Genomic DNA, 17391 nt, shown 5'->3' with positions numbered 1-17391 from the left:
TCCCGCCATTGGCGGGATTTGTCATTTCAATGCGTGCGTTACAGCCAGCGTTCTCAGGAAGGGAACAGATCGCTCAGCTTCATCGCCAGCATCATGTCGCCTTCGGTGCGCAGGTTGCCGCTCATGAAGGCCTGCATGCCGTCGGTGTCGCCGCTGACGATGCCTTCCAGTGTTTCGCCGTTCATGACCAGGGTCACCTGGGCGTCAGGGTTTTCGCCTTCCTGCAGTTCACAGGTGCCGTCTTTGACGATCAGCGAGAAGTGTTTGCTGTCATCGATACAGAAACCGAATACCAGGTCCAGGCCGGCAGCAGCGGCTGGGTTGAATTTGGCTTTCATTGCTTCTACGGCTTTAGCTACGTCAGTCATGGTTTCGATCCTTTAGGGTAGAGTCCAGCGACCTTGGGGTCACGGTTGGCCGCACTTCATCGGAAAGTGATGAGCTGCGGCGCCTTCAACAGTTGCAAGTGGGTATGACTGTTGAAGGAAGCCAGTGCCACCTCGCGACCGCGGAATTTCAGCTGGTTGAGCGAGGTGTTAACAATTTGCCAGTTCAGTTCGAAGGCCTGGGCGGCCGGCATCCGGGTAATCAGGTGGAGCAGGGCGGTAATAGTGCCGCCGGAGGTAAACACGGCGATCTTGTGCGTGTTGTCGGCCGCTTCCAGCAGACGCTGCAGGCCACCCTGGACGCGCTCGACAAACCCCAGCCAGCTTTCCAGCCCCGGCGTATCGTAAGTGCCGGCCACCCAGCGCTCGATGATCAGGGCGAAGATGCGCTGGAATTCGCTGCGGTTCTGCGCGGCGTTGCGCAGGATGTCCAGGGCGTCGGGTTCGCGGGTGAGCAGGTCGGGGAGCAGGGCGCGGATGATCGCGTCGGCGTCGAATTCGTTGAAGGCGCTGTCGACTTCCAGGGCTGGAACCGCCAGGCCGAGGGCGCTGTATTGATCGAACGCGGCCGTGGCGGTGTGCTGCTGGCGGCGTAGGTCGCCGGCGACGCAGCGGTCGAACGTCACGCCCATGTCTGCCAGGTGGCGACCGAGGATTTGCGCTTGTTCCACGCCGACGGGCGACAGGACGTCATAGTCGTCTGCACCGAAGGAGGCCTGGCCATGTCGAATCAGATAGATGCTGCCCACGTCCGTTTTCCCGGTACGTTGAAAGTCTGGCGAGGTTATGAGGATGCCTGCGAGCTGTCAATGAAAAAACATACGCTTGTTTTAAAAGCGTGTTAGAGCGCCTGCCTGCTGGCGGTTTGAGCACTGGCTCCCCGGCGGTCCCGTCGGTATGCTTGGGCGATCCGCGCCTGGCGCCGTGCATTGTTAAGGAGACACATGGATTTTTTGGCTGAATACGCGAGCTTTCTGGCGAAGACCGTCACCCTGGTGGTCGCGATTCTGGTGGTACTGATCAGCTTCGCGGCACTGCGCAGCAAAGGTCGTCGCAAATCGGCTGGCCAGTTGCAGGTCAGCAAGCTGAATGATTTCTACAAAGGCCTGCGCGAGCGCCTTGAATCGACCGTGCTCGACAAGGATCAGCTCAAGGCCCTGCGCAAGTCTGAAAGCAAAGCCGAAAAGAAGAACAGCAAAAAGAAACCCGAGGCCAAGCCACGGGTGTTCGTGCTCGACTTCGACGGCGACATCAAGGCCTCGGCCACCGAGAGCCTGCGTCATGAAATCACTGGCTTGCTGAGCCTGGCCACGCCCAAGGACGAAGTGGTGCTGCGCCTGGAAAGCGGCGGCGGCATGGTTCACAGCTACGGGTTGGCGTCGTCGCAACTGGCGCGGATTCGCCAGGCGGGCGTGCCGTTGACCGTGTGCATCGACAAGGTCGCGGCCAGCGGCGGCTACATGATGGCGTGCATTGGCGAGAAGATCATCAGTGCACCGTTCGCGATCCTCGGTTCCATCGGGGTGGTGGCGCAGTTGCCCAACGTCAACCGCCTGTTGAAAAAGCACGATATCGACTTTGAAGTGCTGACCGCCGGCGAATACAAACGCACCCTCACCGTGTTTGGCGAAAACACCGAGAAGGGCCGGGAGAAGTTCCAGGAAGACCTGGACATCACCCACCAGTTGTTCAAGAACTTCGTGTCGCGCTATCGCCCGCAGCTGGCGATCGACGAAGTGGCGACCGGGGAAGTGTGGCTGGGTGTTGCAGCCCTCGACAAGCAACTGGTCGACGAGCTGCAAACCAGCGACGAATACCTGGCCACCAAGGCCAAGACCGCCGAGGTATTCCACCTGCATTACTCTGAGCGCAAGAGCCTGCAAGAGCGCGTGGGCCTGGCGGCCAGCGGTTCGGTGGACCGCGTGCTGCTGACCTGGTGGAGCCGGTTGACCCAGCAGCGGTTCTGGTAAGCCTCTTTGGGGTATAGGTAATACCTGTGGGAGGGGGCTTGCCCCCTCCCACATTTAGTTCGGTGTGGGTATCGGCTTGCGCATCAGCCTCCCCACCACCAGCGCTCCGAGCAATCCCAATAACCCTGCCACCCACAACACCCCGCTGAACCCGTCCACAAACGCCTGCCGCGCCAGAGGTTGTACCATCACCCGTGCCGACTCAGGCACCAGGTTCAGCGCCGCCGGCATATCACCCGCCACCACCCGCGAAGCGATTCCCGCCACCTGCGCCTGCCATTGCGGGTCGATACTTGCGCGCAACAACTGTTCGCTGTGGCTGCTCAGCAGTGCCCCATACACGCCAATCGCCAACATGATCGCGCTGAAGCGCATGGTGGTGCTCATGCCCGAGGCCATCCCCGCACGCTCCCGTGGCACGCAGGCCATGATGTTTTTCTGCGTATCGCCGTTGAGCAAACCGGCCCCGGCCCCGGTGACTGCAATCGCCAGGGCAAAGGGCAGGTAGCCGCCGACATTCAGCGCCCAGGCGCTCAACAGGTTGCCGCAGCCGACGAGGGTCAAACCGCTGGCCATCATGGTCGCCGGCGCCAAGCGTTGCGCCAGGCGTGCGCCGATCCGTGGGCCAATCAGCATTGTCAGCGCGAACGGCAGCATGCCCAGGCCCGAGGCAATCGCGGAAAAGCCCAGGCCGTTCTGCAGGTAAAACGGCAGCAACGTCATCATCACCTGGGCGCAGCCGGCGTAGGCGAACATGCCCAGCAGGGCGCCGATAAAGCGCGGGTGACGGAACAGTTGCAGGTCGACCATCGGCCGCTGTTGCAGCCGCTCGACCAGTACGAACACGCCCAGGAGCAACCCGCCACCGAGCAGGCGCGCGTAGGTCAGCGGGTTGTCCCAGCCGATGCGGTTGGCCTCGATCAACCCCCAGATCAAACACAGCAGGCTGGCGCTGAACGCCAGGCTGCCCCACGGGTCGAGCCGCGCAGCCAGGGTATCGCGGGACTCGGGGATGGCGTGCAGCACCAGCGCCATCAACCCCAGGCCCACCGGCAGGTTGAGGTAGAAAATCCAGCGCCAGCCCAGGTACTCGGTGATCAAGCCGCCGAGGGTCGGTGCGGCGGTCATTGCCACACCCATGCACGCGCCCCAGAACGCCCAGGCCTTGGCCCGTTCCACTTCGTCGTGGAAGGTGTGGCCAATGGAGGCGAGCGCCGAGGTGAGCAGCAGCGCAGCGCCGACGCCTTTGACGGCGCGCGCGATATCCAGCCACAGCGCGCTGGGCGCGGCGCCGCAGCCGAGGGAGGCGAGGATAAAAATACCCAGGCCCCAGGTCAGGCTCCTCTTGTGGCCGAAGCGGTCGGCGACGCTGCCGGCGGGCAACAACAGCGCGGCGAAGGCGAGCATATAGGCGCTGACCACCCACTCGATATCCGCGAAGTTGGCCCCCAGGTCGCGGGCGATACTCGGCAGGGTGACGGCGACGATATTGGTGTCGAGCACGATCAGCGAGCAGACGCCGGAAGCGGTCAGCAGTGTCAGGCGTGGACTGACCCGGTTCATGCTGTAATTACCCTACAGGCAATATGGAAAAGACAGTTGACGGACATCGCAAGGGCTCTCTACTGTTGAAGTACCTTGAGCTTATCCCCGCACGCTGCTGCCTTTGTTAGCCACGGCGAAGCACTTCATTACCTTTGAGCTAATCCTCGTATGGACATCCGCCATTTTCGCTACTTCCTGGCCGTGGCCCGACAGCGCAACTTCACCCGCGCCGCCGAGCAACTGGGCATCGCACCGCCGACCTTGAGCCGGCAGATCCAGGACATGGAAACCAGCCTGGGCACGCGCTTGTTTATCCGTCAGCAGCGCGAAGTCAGCCTGACCGAAGCCGGCGCCGCGCTGTTGGTCGAGGCCGAAGCCACCGTGCGTCAATTCGAATTTGCCCAGCGCAGTGCCCAGCGTGCCGGGCGTGGCGAGACCGGCCACATCGAATTGGGCTACGTGGCTTCGGCGGTGTATTCCGGGCTGTTGCAGCGACAAATGCACGGGTTCAGCCAGGCGTTTCCCGACGTCAGCGTGAACGTGCGCGAATGTGCGATGGCGACCTTGCCCGGCGCGGTGGCGGATGGGCGCTACGACATAGGCTACATCCGTTCGCCGATGACGTTGCCCGATGGCGTGGAGGCGGTACGCCTGCACCGCGAAGGTTTCGTGCTGGCGCTGCCCCAGGATTCCTGGTTACTGGGCTTGAAGGGCATCGGTTGCGAGCATCTGCAAAACGAGACGTTTATCCTGCCGGAGCAGATCAGCGGCACGTTGCACGTCGCCGCCCAAGGCGGTTATGCGCCGCGCCTGGGGCCGCAGCCGGGCGGGTTGGTCGCGGTGGTGGCATTGGTGTCGTTGGGGCAGGGCGTGGCCGTGGTGCCGGCGTCGGTGGTCGGGCATGTGAGTCTGCCGGGCGTGGTCTATCGCAGTATCCAGGGCAGTGAGGCGGCGTCGTGGCTGTCATTGATTCACCGGCGCTTCGAGCAAGCGCCGGCGGTGGCGCGGTATATCCAGCAGGTCAAACAAGCGCCAGCCTGAAGCGTTACACCAGCCGCGGCTGCACGGAATCGGCCAGGCGGGTGAGGATCAGGCAGCACGACACCGCGCCGGCATCCAGCACGCCCAGCGAGCGTTCGCCCAGGCGGCTGGCGCGGCCGATCTTGGCCACCAGGTCCTTGGTCGAGTCGCGCCCCTGTGAGGCGGCGGTTTTCATCGCGTCGAGCGCATCGCCGAAGGACGCCCCCTGTGCATGGGCCCGCTCGAACGCTTCGACCGCCGGGATCAAGGTGTCCATCAGGCACTTGTCACCCACGCCGGCCTCGGTGATGTCCTGCAACGAGGTCAGGCCGCCGCGTAGCAGGTGGGCGAAGGTGGCCGCGTCGATGTCTTCGCAGCCGCGCACTTCATCGGCCATGCCGATAAACAGGCTACCGTACAACGGCCCCATGGAGCCGCCGATGCCTTCCATCAGGCTCAGGGTCAGTTCGTCCAGGGCTTCGGCCAGGCTCAGTTGGCGGCCTTCGATCGCACGCCCGCAATGGGCGAAGCCCTTGGCCATGTTGATGCCGTGGTCGCCGTCGCCAATCGCACCGTCGATTTCGCTGAGGTACTCACGGTTGGCCACGATCACGCTGACCAGGTCGGCGACGATGGCGCTGCCGTCGCGGGTGGAAAAATGCTCGCTCATGGTTCACTCCGCCTGGGTCATGCCGATGGAACGGCAGGGTTGGTCGATCAGGGTTTTCAGCTCGGTGTCGAGGCCGAGCAGGGTCAGGGTCACGCCCATCATTTCCAGGGACGTGAAGTAGTTGCCCACGTAGCAACGGTGGATCTTCAAACCCTTGGCGGTGAGTTGGCGTTCCACCTCGGCGTAGAAAATATACAGCTCCATCACCGGCGTGGCGCCGAGGCCGGAGACCAGCACCACCACGCTGTCGTCCTGGCTGAAGTCGCGGTCGGCGAGGATCGGCGCGAGCATGCGCTCGGCCATGGCGGCGGCGGGTTCGATCGGGATGACTTCGATGCCCGGTTCGCCGTGATGGCCGATGCCCAGTTCCATCTGGCCGTCCGCAATCTCGAAGTTCGGCTTGCCCACCGCGGCAATGGTGCAGGGGGTGAGGCCGATGCCGATCGAGCGGCAGTGGTCGACGGCTTTCTGGGCGACGCGGATCACACCGTCGAGGTCGTAGTGCTGGGCAGCGGCGGCACCGCCGATCTTCCACATGAAGATTTCCCCGGCCACGCCGCGCCGCTTGGCGATCTCGGCCTTGGGCGCGGACGCCACGTCGTCGTTGGCGACCACGGTGCGGATACGCATGTCTTTGCTGGCGGCCATTTTCATTGCCAGCTTCACGTTCATGTTGTCGCCGGCATAGTTGCCGTACAGGCAGGCCACGCCAGCGCCGTGGTCGGCGGCGCGGAACGCATCGAAGAAGCTCTTGGCGGTGGGCGAGGAAAAGATCTCGCCGACGGCCACGGCGTCGACCAGGCCGGGGCCGACGTAGCCGAGGAAGGCCGGCTCATGGCCCGAACCGCCGCCGGTGACGATGCCGACGCAGCCTTGGCCCGACGGTTTGGCTTTGACGATGACCCGTGGATTGGTTTCGTACTGGCGCAATTGCGGATGCGCGACCAGGATGCCGCGCAGCATGTCCTCGACCACGTGGTCCGGATCGTTGATGACTCGATTCATAACGCGGGTTCCTGTGTTCTTGTTTTATGGGTTCACAGCTGTTCAGTGTGGGAGGGGGCTTGCTCCCGATGGCGGCGTGACAGTGAGCTCATCAATTACTGAGCCACCGCTATCGGGGGCAAGCCCCCTCCCACATTGGGATGTGTGGTGTGCTTAGGGTTCGAGGACGACCTTGAGTGATTTGTCGCCTCGTTCCATTACCGCAAACGCTTCCTTGAAGTCCGCCAGGGCGAACTTGTGGGTCACCACGTCACGCATGTCGATCTTGCGGTTGCCGATAAAGTCGATGGCGCGCGGGTACATGTACGGCCCCAGGTGCGAGCCGAGGATGTCCAGTTCCTTGCGGTCGCCGATGATCGACCAATCCACCGTAGCCTCGTCGTTGAACACGCTGAACTCAACGAAACGCCCGAGTTTGCGCAGCATCGCCAGGCCCTGGTTGACGGCCTTGTGATGACCGGTGGCTTCGATATAGATGTCGCAGCCGTAGCCGTCGGTGATTGCGCGGATCTTCGCCAGCACGTCGACCTCGGCCGGGTTCCACACTTCGTCGGCGCCCATGCGCAGGGCGAGGGCGGCGCGTTCGGGTTTCATGTCGAGCACGATCAGTTTTTTCGGATTGCGCATGCGTACCGCGCCGATGATCCCCAGGCCCAGCGTACCGGCGCCGGCGACCACCACCACGTCGTCGAAATCCACATTGGCGCGTTCCGCCGCGTGCAGCGAGCAGGCCAGCGGTTCGATCAGGATCGCCTCGTCCGGCGCAATCGAGTCCGGCACTTTATGGATGATGCCTTCCTTGGTGAAGATCATGTACTGCGCCATGGCGCCCTGCACATTGTTCTGGAAGCCATACAGGTCGTGTTTCTGGCACATCCAGTACTGGCCGTGGTTGCAGAAGCGGCAGCCCCAGCACGGCACGATCTGTTCCGAGATCACCCGGTCGCCGACCTTCACCCCACGCTTTTCCGCGCCGGGGCCGAGGGCCACCACGCGGCAGACGAATTCGTGGCCGGGGATCATCGGCGGTTTGACGTAGCGCGGTTGTTCGGCGTCGCCCCAGAACGACGGGGCGCCGCGATAGGTCTTGATGTCGCCCATGCAAATGCCGCACAGCTCGACCTTGGTGAGGATTTCATCGGGGCCGGGGGTGGGCACGTCGACGGTTTCCAGGCGGTAGTCTTCCGGGCCATGGCAGACCACGGCCTGCATGGTTTTCGGGATGATCGGGGTGAGTTGCTCGGGCGTGCGTTCGGTAACGGTGGACATGACAAAACCTCACGACAAATAGATGAATTATTGAATGCTGTAGCCGCCGTCGATCACCATGTTGGCGCCGGTGATCATTTGCGCCGCGTCGCTGAGCAGGTACAGCGCCAGCCCGGCGATTTCTTCCGGCTGGGCAAAGCGGCCCGCCGGGATCTGCAATTTGGCCCGTTCGCCGACTTCGCCGGCCCAGGCCTGTTTGCCCAGCGCGGTCTCGACGATGGTGGGGGAGATGGCGTTGACGTTGATCTGTGGCGCCCATTCCATGGCCAATACCTTGGTCATGCCGACGATGGCCGCTTTGCTCGCGCAATACGCGACATGCCGGTCCAGGCCGATCACCGCGGCCTGGGAGGCCAGGTTGACGATGCGCCCGCCGCCCTGGGCGAGCATGTGCCGGGCGCAGGCCTGGGCGACGAAGAAGCTGGCCTTGAGGTTGATGTCGAGGGTGGTGTCCCAGGCGCTTTCGCTGACGTCGATGGCCTTGTCCAGCAAGGCCACGCCGGCGCTGTTGATCAGGTAATCGAGGCGTTGGAAGTGGGCGAAAACCCGGTCGACGCTGTGTTGCACCTGGTCGATCTGGCTGAGATCGACGGCAATGCCCAGATGCTCGGCGCCGAGGCCGGCGGCCACGGCCACCACCGCCGGGTCGCGGTCCAGCAGCGCCACCCGCGCGCCGCGTTCGACCAGCAGGCTGGCGCAGGCCAGGCCGATGCCGGCGGCACCGCCGGTGATCACCGCGCAACGGCCGGTGAGGTCGAAGGCTTGGTTCCAGAATCCAGACATGAATGACTCCTCTTTTAATAGCACTGGAGATTCAATGTGGGAGGGGGCTTGCCCCCGATGGCGGTGTGTCAGTCACCTGATCTATCACTGGTGCACCGCTATCGGGGGCAAGCCCCCTCCCACATTTGCTCCCACATTTGCTCCCACACTTGAGTGTGTTTCAAGCCAGTAGCTACTTGCCGCCGCTGACTTGTTGGTACAGCGCGTCGGCATTGGCGTTGGTCACCGGCACCCACGGCAGGATGTAGGTCTTGGCGGTGCCGTCGGCCCATTTCACGTCCTTGGCATAACGTTCCCAGATCACCGATTGCGGTTTGTAGTCCTTGCCGGCGAGGGCGCGCAATGCCACGTCCAATGCGCCTTGGGACTGGGCCTGGGCGTCCTGGAGGAAGGTGGTGACTTCGTCTTTCTTCGCCGCCTGGATCGCATCCGGCATACCGTCGATCGAGGTGACGGGCACGTCCTTGGAGGTCAGTCCGTGGGACTTCAGGGCCTGCACAGCGCCCAGGGCCATGTCGTCGTTCTGCGCGATCACGCCGTTGATGCCTTTGGGGTGGGCGTTGAGCCAGTCTTCAGTCAGCGCCAGGGCCTGGGCGCGGTCCCAGTTGGCGGTTTTTTTCTCGATGATCTTGATGCCGGGGTGCTTGCCCAGCACTTCCAGCTCGCCTTTTTCCCGGTCGATCTGCGCCGACTGGCCAATCGGGCCCTGGATGATCACCACGTTACCCTTGCCGTTGAGCTTGTCGACCATGGCCTGGGCCTGCAGGCGGCCGCCTTCGACGTCGTCGTTGCCCACATACGGCACGGCGGCGTCGGCCACTTTGGTGTTGGAGGCGATCACCACCACGTCGTTGCTCATGGCCTGCTTCACGCTGCCGACGCCGGCCTTGGTGTCGATGGGCACGAACAGGATCGCGTCGTAGTGCTGGGTCACCATGTTTTCGATCTGGTTGTTCTGCGTCAGGGCGTCGTAATTGCCGTCGAACACGGTCAATTGCACGGTGCCGTCCTTGACCGCCGGGTGTTCCTTGAGCTCGCGGACCCAGTTCTGCATGAACTGGCCCTTGAGGCCGTAGACGGCTGCGCCGACCTTGTAGGTCTTGCCGTCGGCGGCCACGGCGATACTGCTGGCGAGCAGGGAGAGGGCCGCCACGGCGGCCAAGGTGGTACCAAGTTTCATGAGGGGAACTCCGTTATTGTTGTAGTTGGGTCGTTCTCTAGCGTTTTTTCTTGCGCCACACGTCGATCAGTACTGCGAACACGATGATCAGGCCCTTGGCGACCTGCTGGTAATAGGACGACACGCCGAGCAGGTTCAGCCCGTTGTTGATCACGCCGATCAACAGCGCGCCGAACAGCGTGCCGACAATGCTGCCGGTGCCGCCCGACAAGCTGGTGCCGCCGATCACCACGGCGGCAATCGCGTCCAGCTCATAGGACACCCCAGCCTGGGGCAGGGCGGAAGTGGTGCGCGCCGACAACACCACGCCGGCCAGTCCGGCGAGCAGGCCCGAGACCACGTACACCGAAAACATCACCTTGCGCACGCCGATGCCGGAGGTGCGCGCGCTCTTTTCATTGCCGCCCACCGCGTACACATAGCGGCCGTAAGTGGTGTAGCGCAGCACCATCCAGAAGATCAGCGCGACCACGGCAAAGATGATGATGGGGATGCCGATCGGGCCGATCTTGCCGATGCCCAGCGCCAGGTAGGCATCCGGCAGGTCGGTGATCGGGCTGCCGTCGTTGAGGATGAAGGTCATGCCGCGCGCAATGCTGAGCATGCCGAGGGTGGCCACGAACGGCGGGATCGACAGGTTGGCGACCATGAAGCCATTCACCACGCCGAGCATCGCCCCGGCGAACATCCCGGCGCTCACTGCCGCCAGCAGGCCGTAACCCTGGGTCGCGACCATCGCGCTGCACAGTCCGGCAAACGCGAGGATCGAACCCACGGACAGGTCGATGCCCTTGGTCAGGATCACGTAGGTCATGCCCACGGCGAGGATGCCGTTGATGGAGGTCTGGCGCAGGATGTCCATCCAGTTGCGCCAGGTCATGAAGTATTCGCTGGAAAACGCCATCACCACGCACAGCAGGATGAACACCAGCGGCAGGCCGAAGCGGTCGAGGGACAGGCGCAGGCGATTGCGCGGCGCGGCGGTGATGGAGGTGGCGGGGGTGGACAGGGTTTTGGCATTCATGAGGCAAGACTCAACAAGGCTTCCTGGGAAAGGGCGGTGTCGGTGCTGATGGTCACCAGCCGGCCGCCTTTGAATACGGCGATGCGATCGCTCAAGTGCAGCAGTTCCGGGGCTTCCGACGACACCACGATGGCGGCGCCGCCGGCACGCACGAACTGGTCGAGCAGGTGGTAGATCTCCTGCTTGGCGCCTTCGTCGATGCCGCGAGTGGGCTCGTCGCACAGCAGGCACACCGGTTCGGTCGACAGGCATTTGGCGAGCACGACTTTCTGCTGGTTGCCGCCGCTCATGGAGGCCACCGGCAGTTCCAGGGAGGTGGTCTTGATCTGCAGGCGCTTGACCATGTCCTGGGCCAAGCGGGTTTCCTTGCGCGCGTTGATCAGCGACCAGCTCGACAGGCGTTTGTAGGCCGACAGGGCGATGTTCGACAGAATGCTGCCGGTCAGCACCAGGCCGCTGTCTTTGCGGTCTTCGGTGACCAGCGACATGCCGGCGTCGATGGTTGCCTTGGGCTGCCCGACCGGCATGGGCTTGCCTTGCAGGGTGACGTTGCCGGAATCGGCTACCGTCAGCCCGTAGATGCAATTGAGGAACTCGCTGCGCCCCGAACCCATCAGGCCATAGATGCCAAGGATCTCGCCCTGGCGCAGTTGCAGGCTGATGTCGTGGAACTCGCCTTTACGGCTCAGGTTGTCGACCTGCAGGCAGGTGGCGGCGGCGCATTCGCGGCCGACCTTGTGGTCGATGCGCGTCAGTTCCTGGCCGACGATGCCGCGCACCAAATGGTCGCGGTCGATATCCGCCATGCGCCCGCTTTCCACGAAGGCGCCGTCTCGGAAGATGCTGTAGTCATCGGCAATCTGCGCCAGTTCGCTCAAGCGGTGCGACACATACACGATGCCGGCGCCACGGGCGGTGAGGCGGCGGATCGCCTTGAACAGGGTCTGCGCTTCGTGCTCGCCGATGGCCGAGGTAGGCTCGTCCATGATCATCACTTGGCAGTCATGGCTGAACGCCTTGGCGATTTCCACCAGTTGGATCTGCGCCACGCTGAGGCGGTGCATCGGGCTGCTGGCGTCGACGTCGAACTCCAGGCTTTCGAGCAGCTCGCGGGTGTGCCGGTTCAGGGCCTTGTTGTCGACGATGCAGCCTGCGCGGCGTGGTTCGCGGCCCAGCCAGATATTTTCGGCGACGGTCATGTAGGGGATGGGTTCCAGCTCTTGGGTGATCATTGCGATCCCCGATGCCAGGGCTTCACTCGGGCGGTTGAACTGCACCGCTGTGCCGTTGAGCAGGATGGTGCCGGCGTCGCGCGGGGTGATGCCCATCAGGATGCTCAGGAACGTCGACTTGCCCGCGCCATTGCCGCCGCACAGGGCGTGGACGCTGCCGGCACGCAGAGAGAGGCGCCCGTCACGCAGGGCAGGGATACCGGCGTAAGCCTTGGCGACGTGTTCAGCCTGGAGCAGTAATGGCGTGGCCATCGGCGTGTCCTCGTGCTGTGAATTCTTATTAGGTCGCACAGTCATGTTTCGCTGTGAGCATATGTGTATCAAATGAAATTCTGATCAGTCAATCTCTTTCATGTAAAAGCTGGGATTCTGATGTTTTTCGCCAATAACGCCTTTCTAGACCGCTTTGACTGCCGGGTCAGTTAAATCATGCTTGACAGAGAGGGGGTGATGCCCGCGAAATGACTGAACGATATTTCACTGAGTGATCATCTGATCAGTCATAAGTACGACCTCGGCAGCGGAGCCAGACGCCATGAACACACCTTTCCCGGTGGCTATCGGATGCGATGAAGCGGGTTTTGAGCTCAAAGAGCTGTTAAAGCGCCATATCGAGACGCTGGGCTACCCAGTGACCGACTTCGGCACCCATTCCACCGCGCCAGTGCTCTACCCGGACATCGCGCTGGCCGTGGCCAATGCCATCAATGCCGGGCAGCAGCGCCTGGGCGTGCTGGTGTGCGGCACCGGGATCGGCATGGCCATCTCGGCGAACAAGGTGTTGGGGATTCGCGCGGCGCAGGCCCATGACACGTACTCGGCGGAGCGCGCGCGCAAGAGCAACGATGCACAGATCCTGTCCATCGGCGCACGGGTGATCGGCGCCGAGCTGGCCAAGAGCATCGTCACTGCATTCCTGGCCTCGGAGTTCGAGGCGGCGCGTTCCGGGGCCAAGGTCGCGCGCATCAATGCGATCGAGCGCGATGGGCATCAGTAGTGGACGTGGCGGGGCAAGAGTCGGGAGAATGTGCCTTTGACGCCGAAACGGAAGCCCGTCCCCATGAGTGACAGTAGCCAGCGCATTGCCAGCGATATCGATCAGATGACCGAAGTGGCGATGCTCTATTACCTCGAAAACGTCACTCAGGAAGCTATTGCCAAGCGCTTTGACCTGTCGCGGGCAAAAGTCAGCCGCCTGCTCAAACGTGCGCGCGATGAAGGCATTGTCGAAGTGCGCGTGTTGCAGCACCCGGCGATGAACAATGAGCTGGAACGCGCTTTGGTGGAGCGCTTCAAGCTCGACCGTGCCCTGATCGCCGTCGACCACAGCGACCCCGACACCCAGCGCTCGGCCGTCGCCAGCCTGGTGGCCAATTACCTGAACAAGACTTTGAGCGACGGCATGATCGTCGCCGTGGGCATGGGCCGTAACGTTGGCGCGGTGGCCGATAACGTGTTCCTGCCGGTGACGCGCAATTGCACATTTGTCTGCGCCATCGGCGGTTCGCTCAAGGCTGGCGAATACATGAACCCCGACCATATCTGCCGGCGCCTGGCCCTGCGCTTTGGCGGCGAGAGTGAAAGCCTGTACGCGCCGGCCCTGGTGGCCAACCCAGAACTGCGCGGCGTGCTGATCAATAACGATACGGTGCGCTCGACCCTCGATCGGGCGCGGCGTGCCGACATTGCGCTGATCGGCATCGGCGACATGAGCGAGAACAGCAACATGGTACGCATGGGCTGGTTCTCGCCCCAGGAGATTGCCCAGGCGCGATTGTCCGGCACGGTGGGCGACATGATGGGGTATGACTTTATCGATATCCACGGGCAGCCGGCGGTCAACGCCATCCAGGGGCGGGTGATCGGGCTGACGGTGCAGGAGTTGTTCCGGATTCCGGATGTGGTGGCGATTGCCAGCGAGAACACCAAGGCGGCGGCCACGCTGGGGGCGTTGCGGTCGGGGGTGATCAACACTCTTGCGACCACGGTCACGAATGCTCATACCATATTGGCGCTGGATGAAGCGACCCGTAAAGCCTGACACGCCACAGGTCAAGGTGTGGGAGGGCGGTGCGACGATTTGACTTGCTTCCGATAGTGGTTTTTCAGTTACTCATATGCTGGCTGATACACCGTCATCGGGGGCAAGCCCCCTCCCACATGGGGTTTGGGTACAGGTTTTGTAATGGTTTTGTGTTGTAGGGAATTTGTATTTCGAATGTAGGATTGAGGTCCTTTTGTTATTTCAGGACTTGCATGAACGCCCTTTCGGAGCCCCCCAGTCGTCTTTCCCCAAGACAACCGTTGTTGCTGTTCCCGCTGAAGCACCTCGTATTCCAATGGTTAACCCTTTCCCGGTCCCCTGACCGCGCTTTGCCGTGCCCGGCATTCTGAACACTGATAAAGAGACTCTATAAATGGAATGGTTAGCGGACCCTACGGCCTGGCTTGGCCTGTTGACGTTGATTGTGTTGGAACTGGTGCTGGGCATCGACAACCTGGTGTTTATCGCGATCCTGGCGGACAAGTTGCCGCCGGAGCAGCGCGACCGTGCGCGGTTGATCGGCTTGTCCCTGGCCTTGCTGATGCGCCTGGGCTTGCTGGCGAGTATTTCCTGGTTGGTGACCCTCACCCAGCCGTTGTTCGAGGTGTTCGACAAGAGCTTCTCCGGGCGTGACCTGATCATGCTGTTCGGTGGTGTGTTCCTGTTGTTCAAGGCCACCATGGAATTGCATGAACGCCTTGAGGGCCATGTGGTGCAACGCTCGGGCAATGTGGCCTATGCGATGTTCTGGCCGATTGTCGCGCAGATCGTGGTGCTCGACGCGGTGTTCTCCCTCGACGCGGTGATTACCGCCGTGGGCATGGTCGATGAGTTGGCGGTGATGATGATCGCGGTGATCATTTCCATCGGCCTGATGATCGTCGCGAGCAAGCCGCTGACCCGCTTCGTCAACGCGCACCCCACAGTGATCATGCTGTGCCTGGGCTTCTTGATGATGATCGGTTTCGCCCTGACCGCCGAAGGCCTGGGCTTCCACATTCCGAAAGGCTACCTGTACGCGGCGATTGGTTTCTCGATTCTGATCGAGGTGTTCAACCAGATTGCCCGGGCACGGCGCAAGAAGTCGGCGCAAGGCGTGTTGCCCGTGCGTGAGCGCACCGCCCATGCGGTGATGCGCTTGCTCGGCGGTCGCAGCCTGGCGGAGGACGAGGTGGGCGAAGAGGTGGCTGACCTGCTGGGTGAACCGGATGTGACTCAGGGCCCGCTGTTCGACCGACGTGAGCGCGTAATGATCAGCGGCGTGCTGCAACTGGCCGCGCGGCCGATCCGCAGCTTGATGACGCCGCGGGCCAAGGTCGACTTTATCGATTTGGCGGACGATCGCGACACTATCCGCCTGAAACTGATGCGTTCGTCCTACTCGCGCCTGCCGTTGATCCGCAACGGTGCTGTCGATGAGCCATTAGGTTTTGTGCATAAGAAGGAATTGCTCAAGGATTACCTGGCCGGTAACGAACCGGACCTTGAGCAACTGGCGCGCCGGGCAATCAACTTGCTGGCGAGTTGCTCGATCCTCAACGCCCTGGAACAGATGCGCCAGGCCTCGACCCACATCGCCTTCGTGATCAACGAGTGCGGTGAGTTCATCGGCGTGTTGAGCATGACCGATATTCTTGAGTCCATTGCCGGTGAGTTGCCGGACGCCATGGTTCATGCAGGTTTTCCGGGGGCTGGTGCCACAGGCGTGACCGGATAGGCTTGGGTGTACTGCTCGAAGGCGCTTTCCAGCGCGTCTTCGGCAAGGCCGGGGAGGGCGTCGAGCAGTACCTGGTCGCGGTAGATCAGCAGCATCGGAATGCGGTCGACACGCGGATGCCTGGGCGTGTTGACGCAGTCAAGGATCAAGACTTTGGCCTGGTCCTTGTAACGCTCGCTGATTCGCATGAAGCGCGGCATCGCGTCACTGCACGCGGTGCAGTCATGTGACATGAACACGATAAACACAGGCTGCGGGGTATTCAGTTCCCGTTCAAACGCAGCCTTGTCCTCAACCACCGCGTTGACATAGTTCACGAGGGCTTCTCCATGTTGTACCTGCGCTTACGCTAGGTGGGAAGAACGCCTGCGTCTACTGTCAATCTTCACAGGTCGCTCGCACGCCCGTCAGAACCCGTTCAAGTGCGCGCACTGCCATGGTGCGCGGTAACGCCAGGCTGGTGCGCCCAGGTGAGCCTGTCACCGCAGTGTGGGGCCTTGGGTAGCAAAGGGATTGCACCTGCTGGCGATACGCCTTGTGTCGCATGAATGTTTATATCGCTGATTTAAAACGAGTTTATTCCCAACCTATTTTCCCGCTCGTGCGTATGGCACACTTTCTGCTGTCTATTCCGTTGTTACATACTAAGTTCCGGTATAGCGGAATACACAACTCCTGGAGTGCTTGTCATGCATCACCGACCTTCCGTGTTCAAAGCGTGTGTTTTTCTCTTCGCCGCATCGGCTTCCCTCGCAAGCACTGTGCAGGCGGCGGGTAGCAAGCTCGATGATGTGCTCAAGCGTGGGCATCTGATCGTGGGTACAGGCAGTACCAATGCGCCGTGGCACTTCCAGGGAGCGGATGGCAAGTTGCAGGGGTTTGATATCGACATCGGCCGCATCGTGGCCAAGGGTTTGTTCAACGACCCGAGCAAGGTCGAGTTTGTGGTGCAGTCCTCCGACGCGCGGATTCCCAACCTGCTGACCGACAAAGTCGACATGAGTTGCCAGTTCATTACCGTCACCGCCAGCCGTGCGCAGCAGGTGGCGTTTACCCTGCCGTACTACCGCGAAGGCGTCGGCCTGCTGCTGCCGAACAACAGCAAGTACAAGGAGATCGAAGACCTGCAGGCCGCCGGCGACGGTGTCACCGTGGCCGTGCTGCAAAACGTCTACGCCGAAGAACTGGTCCACCAGGCGCTGCCCAAGGCCAAGGTCGACCAGTACGACAGCGTCGACCTGATGTACCAGGCGGTGAACTCCGGCCGCGCCGATGCGGCCGCCACCGACCAGTCTTCGGTCAAGTACCTGATGGTGCAGAACCCCGGCCGCTACCGCAGCCCGGCGTATGCCTGGAGCCCGCAAACCTACGCGTGCGCGGTCAAGCGTGGCGACCAGGACTGGCTGAACTTCGTCAACACCGCGCTGCACGAAGCCATGACCGGTGTCGAATTCCCCACCTACAAGGCCTCGTTCAAGCAATGGTTCGGCGTCGACCTGCCGGAGCCGGCGATTGGTTTCCCCGTCGAGTTCAAGTGATTCGTGAA

General features: G+C 62.3%; 16 protein-coding genes and 1 pseudogene. 6 read left to right on the top strand and 11 right to left on the bottom strand.

The features are described from left to right. Positions 1 to 53: 53 nt before the first annotated feature. Both AC07W0_RS20635 and AC07W0_RS20630 read right to left on the bottom strand, forming a co-directional pair. The gene (locus AC07W0_RS20635) at positions 54 to 368 is read right to left on the bottom strand and encodes an SCP2 sterol-binding domain-containing protein (RefSeq protein ID WP_046487128.1); all 315 of its coding nucleotides are present in this window, start codon (positions 366 to 368) and stop codon (positions 54 to 56) included. Between the two features lie 56 nt (positions 369 to 424). Further along, entirely contained in the window at positions 425 to 1135 is a 711-nt protein-coding gene (locus AC07W0_RS20630) for a histidine phosphatase family protein (protein ID WP_017846668.1), read from the bottom strand. 195 nt (positions 1136 to 1330) lie between these two features. Here AC07W0_RS20630 and sohB point away from each other — a divergent pair, with 195 nt between their 5' ends. Beyond that, positions 1331 to 2356: a protease SohB gene (sohB, locus tag AC07W0_RS20625; protein ID WP_046383102.1), complete on the top strand. Its 1026-nt coding sequence runs from the start codon at positions 1331 to 1333 to the stop codon at positions 2354 to 2356. A gap of 54 nt (positions 2357 to 2410) precedes the next feature. Here sohB and AC07W0_RS20620 read toward each other — a convergent pair whose 3' ends face one another. Next, positions 2411 to 3919 carry an MFS transporter gene (locus AC07W0_RS20620; RefSeq protein WP_102618086.1) on the bottom strand — a complete coding sequence of 503 codons (1509 nt, stop codon included), beginning with the start codon at positions 3917 to 3919 and terminating at the stop codon, positions 2411 to 2413. A 150-nt stretch (positions 3920 to 4069) separates the two neighbouring features. Between AC07W0_RS20620 and AC07W0_RS20615 the strand changes: the two genes are divergently transcribed. Further along, positions 4070 to 4942, top strand: a complete 873-nt coding sequence (locus tag AC07W0_RS20615; RefSeq protein ID WP_046383104.1) for a LysR family transcriptional regulator — start codon at positions 4070 to 4072, stop codon at positions 4940 to 4942. 4 nt (positions 4943 to 4946) lie between these two features. On the opposite strand, the gene dhaL is transcribed toward AC07W0_RS20615, so the two are convergent. From dhaL to AC07W0_RS20580, 7 genes are all read right to left on the bottom strand, one after another. Next, positions 4947 to 5591 carry a dihydroxyacetone kinase subunit DhaL gene (dhaL, locus tag AC07W0_RS20610; protein WP_017846664.1) on the bottom strand — a complete coding sequence of 215 codons (645 nt, stop codon included), beginning with the start codon at positions 5589 to 5591 and terminating at the stop codon, positions 4947 to 4949. A gap of 3 nt (positions 5592 to 5594) precedes the next feature. Next, positions 5595 to 6596, bottom strand: coding sequence for a dihydroxyacetone kinase subunit DhaK (locus AC07W0_RS20605; RefSeq protein ID WP_017846663.1), 1002 nt, complete (start codon positions 6594 to 6596; stop codon positions 5595 to 5597). 153 nt (positions 6597 to 6749) lie between these two features. Next, positions 6750 to 7865 (bottom strand): MDR/zinc-dependent alcohol dehydrogenase-like family protein, encoded by a 1116-nt coding sequence (locus AC07W0_RS20600; RefSeq protein ID WP_046383106.1) that lies wholly within the window; start codon positions 7863 to 7865, stop codon positions 6750 to 6752. Positions 7866 to 7892: 27 nt separating this feature from the next. Then, complete coding sequence (locus AC07W0_RS20595) at positions 7893 to 8648, bottom strand: SDR family oxidoreductase (RefSeq protein WP_046383107.1); 756 nt, start codon at positions 8646 to 8648, stop codon at positions 7893 to 7895. Positions 8649 to 8820: 172 nt separating this feature from the next. Continuing rightward, positions 8821 to 9828, bottom strand: coding sequence for a substrate-binding domain-containing protein (locus AC07W0_RS20590; RefSeq protein ID WP_017846660.1), 1008 nt, complete (start codon positions 9826 to 9828; stop codon positions 8821 to 8823). Positions 9829 to 9865: 37 nt separating this feature from the next. Beyond that, positions 9866 to 10852 (bottom strand): ABC transporter permease, encoded by a 987-nt coding sequence (locus AC07W0_RS20585; protein WP_017846659.1) that lies wholly within the window; start codon positions 10850 to 10852, stop codon positions 9866 to 9868. Then, positions 10849 to 12336: a sugar ABC transporter ATP-binding protein gene (locus AC07W0_RS20580; RefSeq protein ID WP_102618085.1), complete on the bottom strand. Its 1488-nt coding sequence runs from the start codon at positions 12334 to 12336 to the stop codon at positions 10849 to 10851. The genes AC07W0_RS20585 and AC07W0_RS20580 overlap by 4 nt, the downstream gene beginning before the upstream one ends. A 283-nt stretch (positions 12337 to 12619) precedes the next feature. Here AC07W0_RS20580 and rpiB point away from each other — a divergent pair, with 283 nt between their 5' ends. From rpiB to AC07W0_RS20565, 3 genes and pseudogenes are all read left to right on the top strand, one after another. Beyond that, positions 12620 to 13081, top strand: coding sequence for a ribose 5-phosphate isomerase B (gene rpiB, locus AC07W0_RS20575; RefSeq protein ID WP_017846657.1), 462 nt, complete (start codon positions 12620 to 12622; stop codon positions 13079 to 13081). Between the two features lie 63 nt (positions 13082 to 13144). Beyond that, complete coding sequence (locus tag AC07W0_RS20570; RefSeq protein WP_017846656.1) at positions 13145 to 14125, top strand: sugar-binding transcriptional regulator; 981 nt, start codon at positions 13145 to 13147, stop codon at positions 14123 to 14125. A 376-nt stretch (positions 14126 to 14501) separates the two neighbouring features. Beyond that, positions 14502 to 15794 (top strand): annotated as a pseudogene (locus AC07W0_RS20565) (TerC family protein); the annotation flags it as partial. A 5-nt stretch (positions 15795 to 15799) separates the two neighbouring features. On the opposite strand, the gene AC07W0_RS20560 reads toward AC07W0_RS20565, so the two are convergent. After that, entirely contained in the window at positions 15800 to 16162 is a 363-nt protein-coding gene (locus tag AC07W0_RS20560; RefSeq protein ID WP_046487241.1) for a thioredoxin family protein, read from the bottom strand. A 372-nt stretch (positions 16163 to 16534) separates the two neighbouring features. Here AC07W0_RS20560 and AC07W0_RS20555 point away from each other — a divergent pair, with 372 nt between their 5' ends. Continuing rightward, complete coding sequence (locus tag AC07W0_RS20555; protein WP_017846653.1) at positions 16535 to 17383, top strand: transporter substrate-binding protein; 849 nt, start codon at positions 16535 to 16537, stop codon at positions 17381 to 17383. The last annotated feature ends 8 nt before the right edge of the window (positions 17384 to 17391 follow it).

The sequence above is a fragment of the Pseudomonas sp. GW704-F2 genome, from assembly GCF_059423025.1.
Note: the sequence above shows the minus strand (reverse complement) of the source record. Positions and strands in the feature narration are given on the sequence as shown.

Excerpts from the sequence above, each read along its gene's own strand:
- AC07W0_RS20635 (WP_046487128.1), bottom strand. The coding sequence starts at position 368 with ATGACTGACGTAGCTAAAGCCGTAGAAGCAATGAAAGCCAAATTCAAC.
- sohB (WP_046383102.1), top strand. The coding sequence starts at position 1,331 with ATGGATTTTTTGGCTGAATACGCGAGCTTTCTGGCGAAGACCGTCACC.
- AC07W0_RS20620 (WP_102618086.1), bottom strand. The coding sequence starts at position 3,919 with ATGAACCGGGTCAGTCCACGCCTGACACTGCTGACCGCTTCCGGCGTC.
- AC07W0_RS20615 (WP_046383104.1), top strand. The coding sequence starts at position 4,070 with ATGGACATCCGCCATTTTCGCTACTTCCTGGCCGTGGCCCGACAGCGC.
- dhaL (WP_017846664.1), bottom strand. The coding sequence starts at position 5,591 with ATGAGCGAGCATTTTTCCACCCGCGACGGCAGCGCCATCGTCGCCGAC.
- AC07W0_RS20605 (WP_017846663.1), bottom strand. The coding sequence starts at position 6,596 with ATGAATCGAGTCATCAACGATCCGGACCACGTGGTCGAGGACATGCTG.
- AC07W0_RS20600 (WP_046383106.1), bottom strand. The coding sequence starts at position 7,865 with ATGTCCACCGTTACCGAACGCACGCCCGAGCAACTCACCCCGATCATC.
- AC07W0_RS20595 (WP_046383107.1), bottom strand. The coding sequence starts at position 8,648 with ATGTCTGGATTCTGGAACCAAGCCTTCGACCTCACCGGCCGTTGCGCG.
- AC07W0_RS20590 (WP_017846660.1), bottom strand. The coding sequence starts at position 9,828 with ATGAAACTTGGTACCACCTTGGCCGCCGTGGCGGCCCTCTCCCTGCTC.
- AC07W0_RS20585 (WP_017846659.1), bottom strand. The coding sequence starts at position 10,852 with ATGAATGCCAAAACCCTGTCCACCCCCGCCACCTCCATCACCGCCGCG.
- AC07W0_RS20580 (WP_102618085.1), bottom strand. The coding sequence starts at position 12,336 with ATGGCCACGCCATTACTGCTCCAGGCTGAACACGTCGCCAAGGCTTAC.
- rpiB (WP_017846657.1), top strand. The coding sequence starts at position 12,620 with ATGAACACACCTTTCCCGGTGGCTATCGGATGCGATGAAGCGGGTTTT.
- AC07W0_RS20570 (WP_017846656.1), top strand. The coding sequence starts at position 13,145 with ATGAGTGACAGTAGCCAGCGCATTGCCAGCGATATCGATCAGATGACC.
- AC07W0_RS20555 (WP_017846653.1), top strand. The coding sequence starts at position 16,535 with ATGCATCACCGACCTTCCGTGTTCAAAGCGTGTGTTTTTCTCTTCGCC.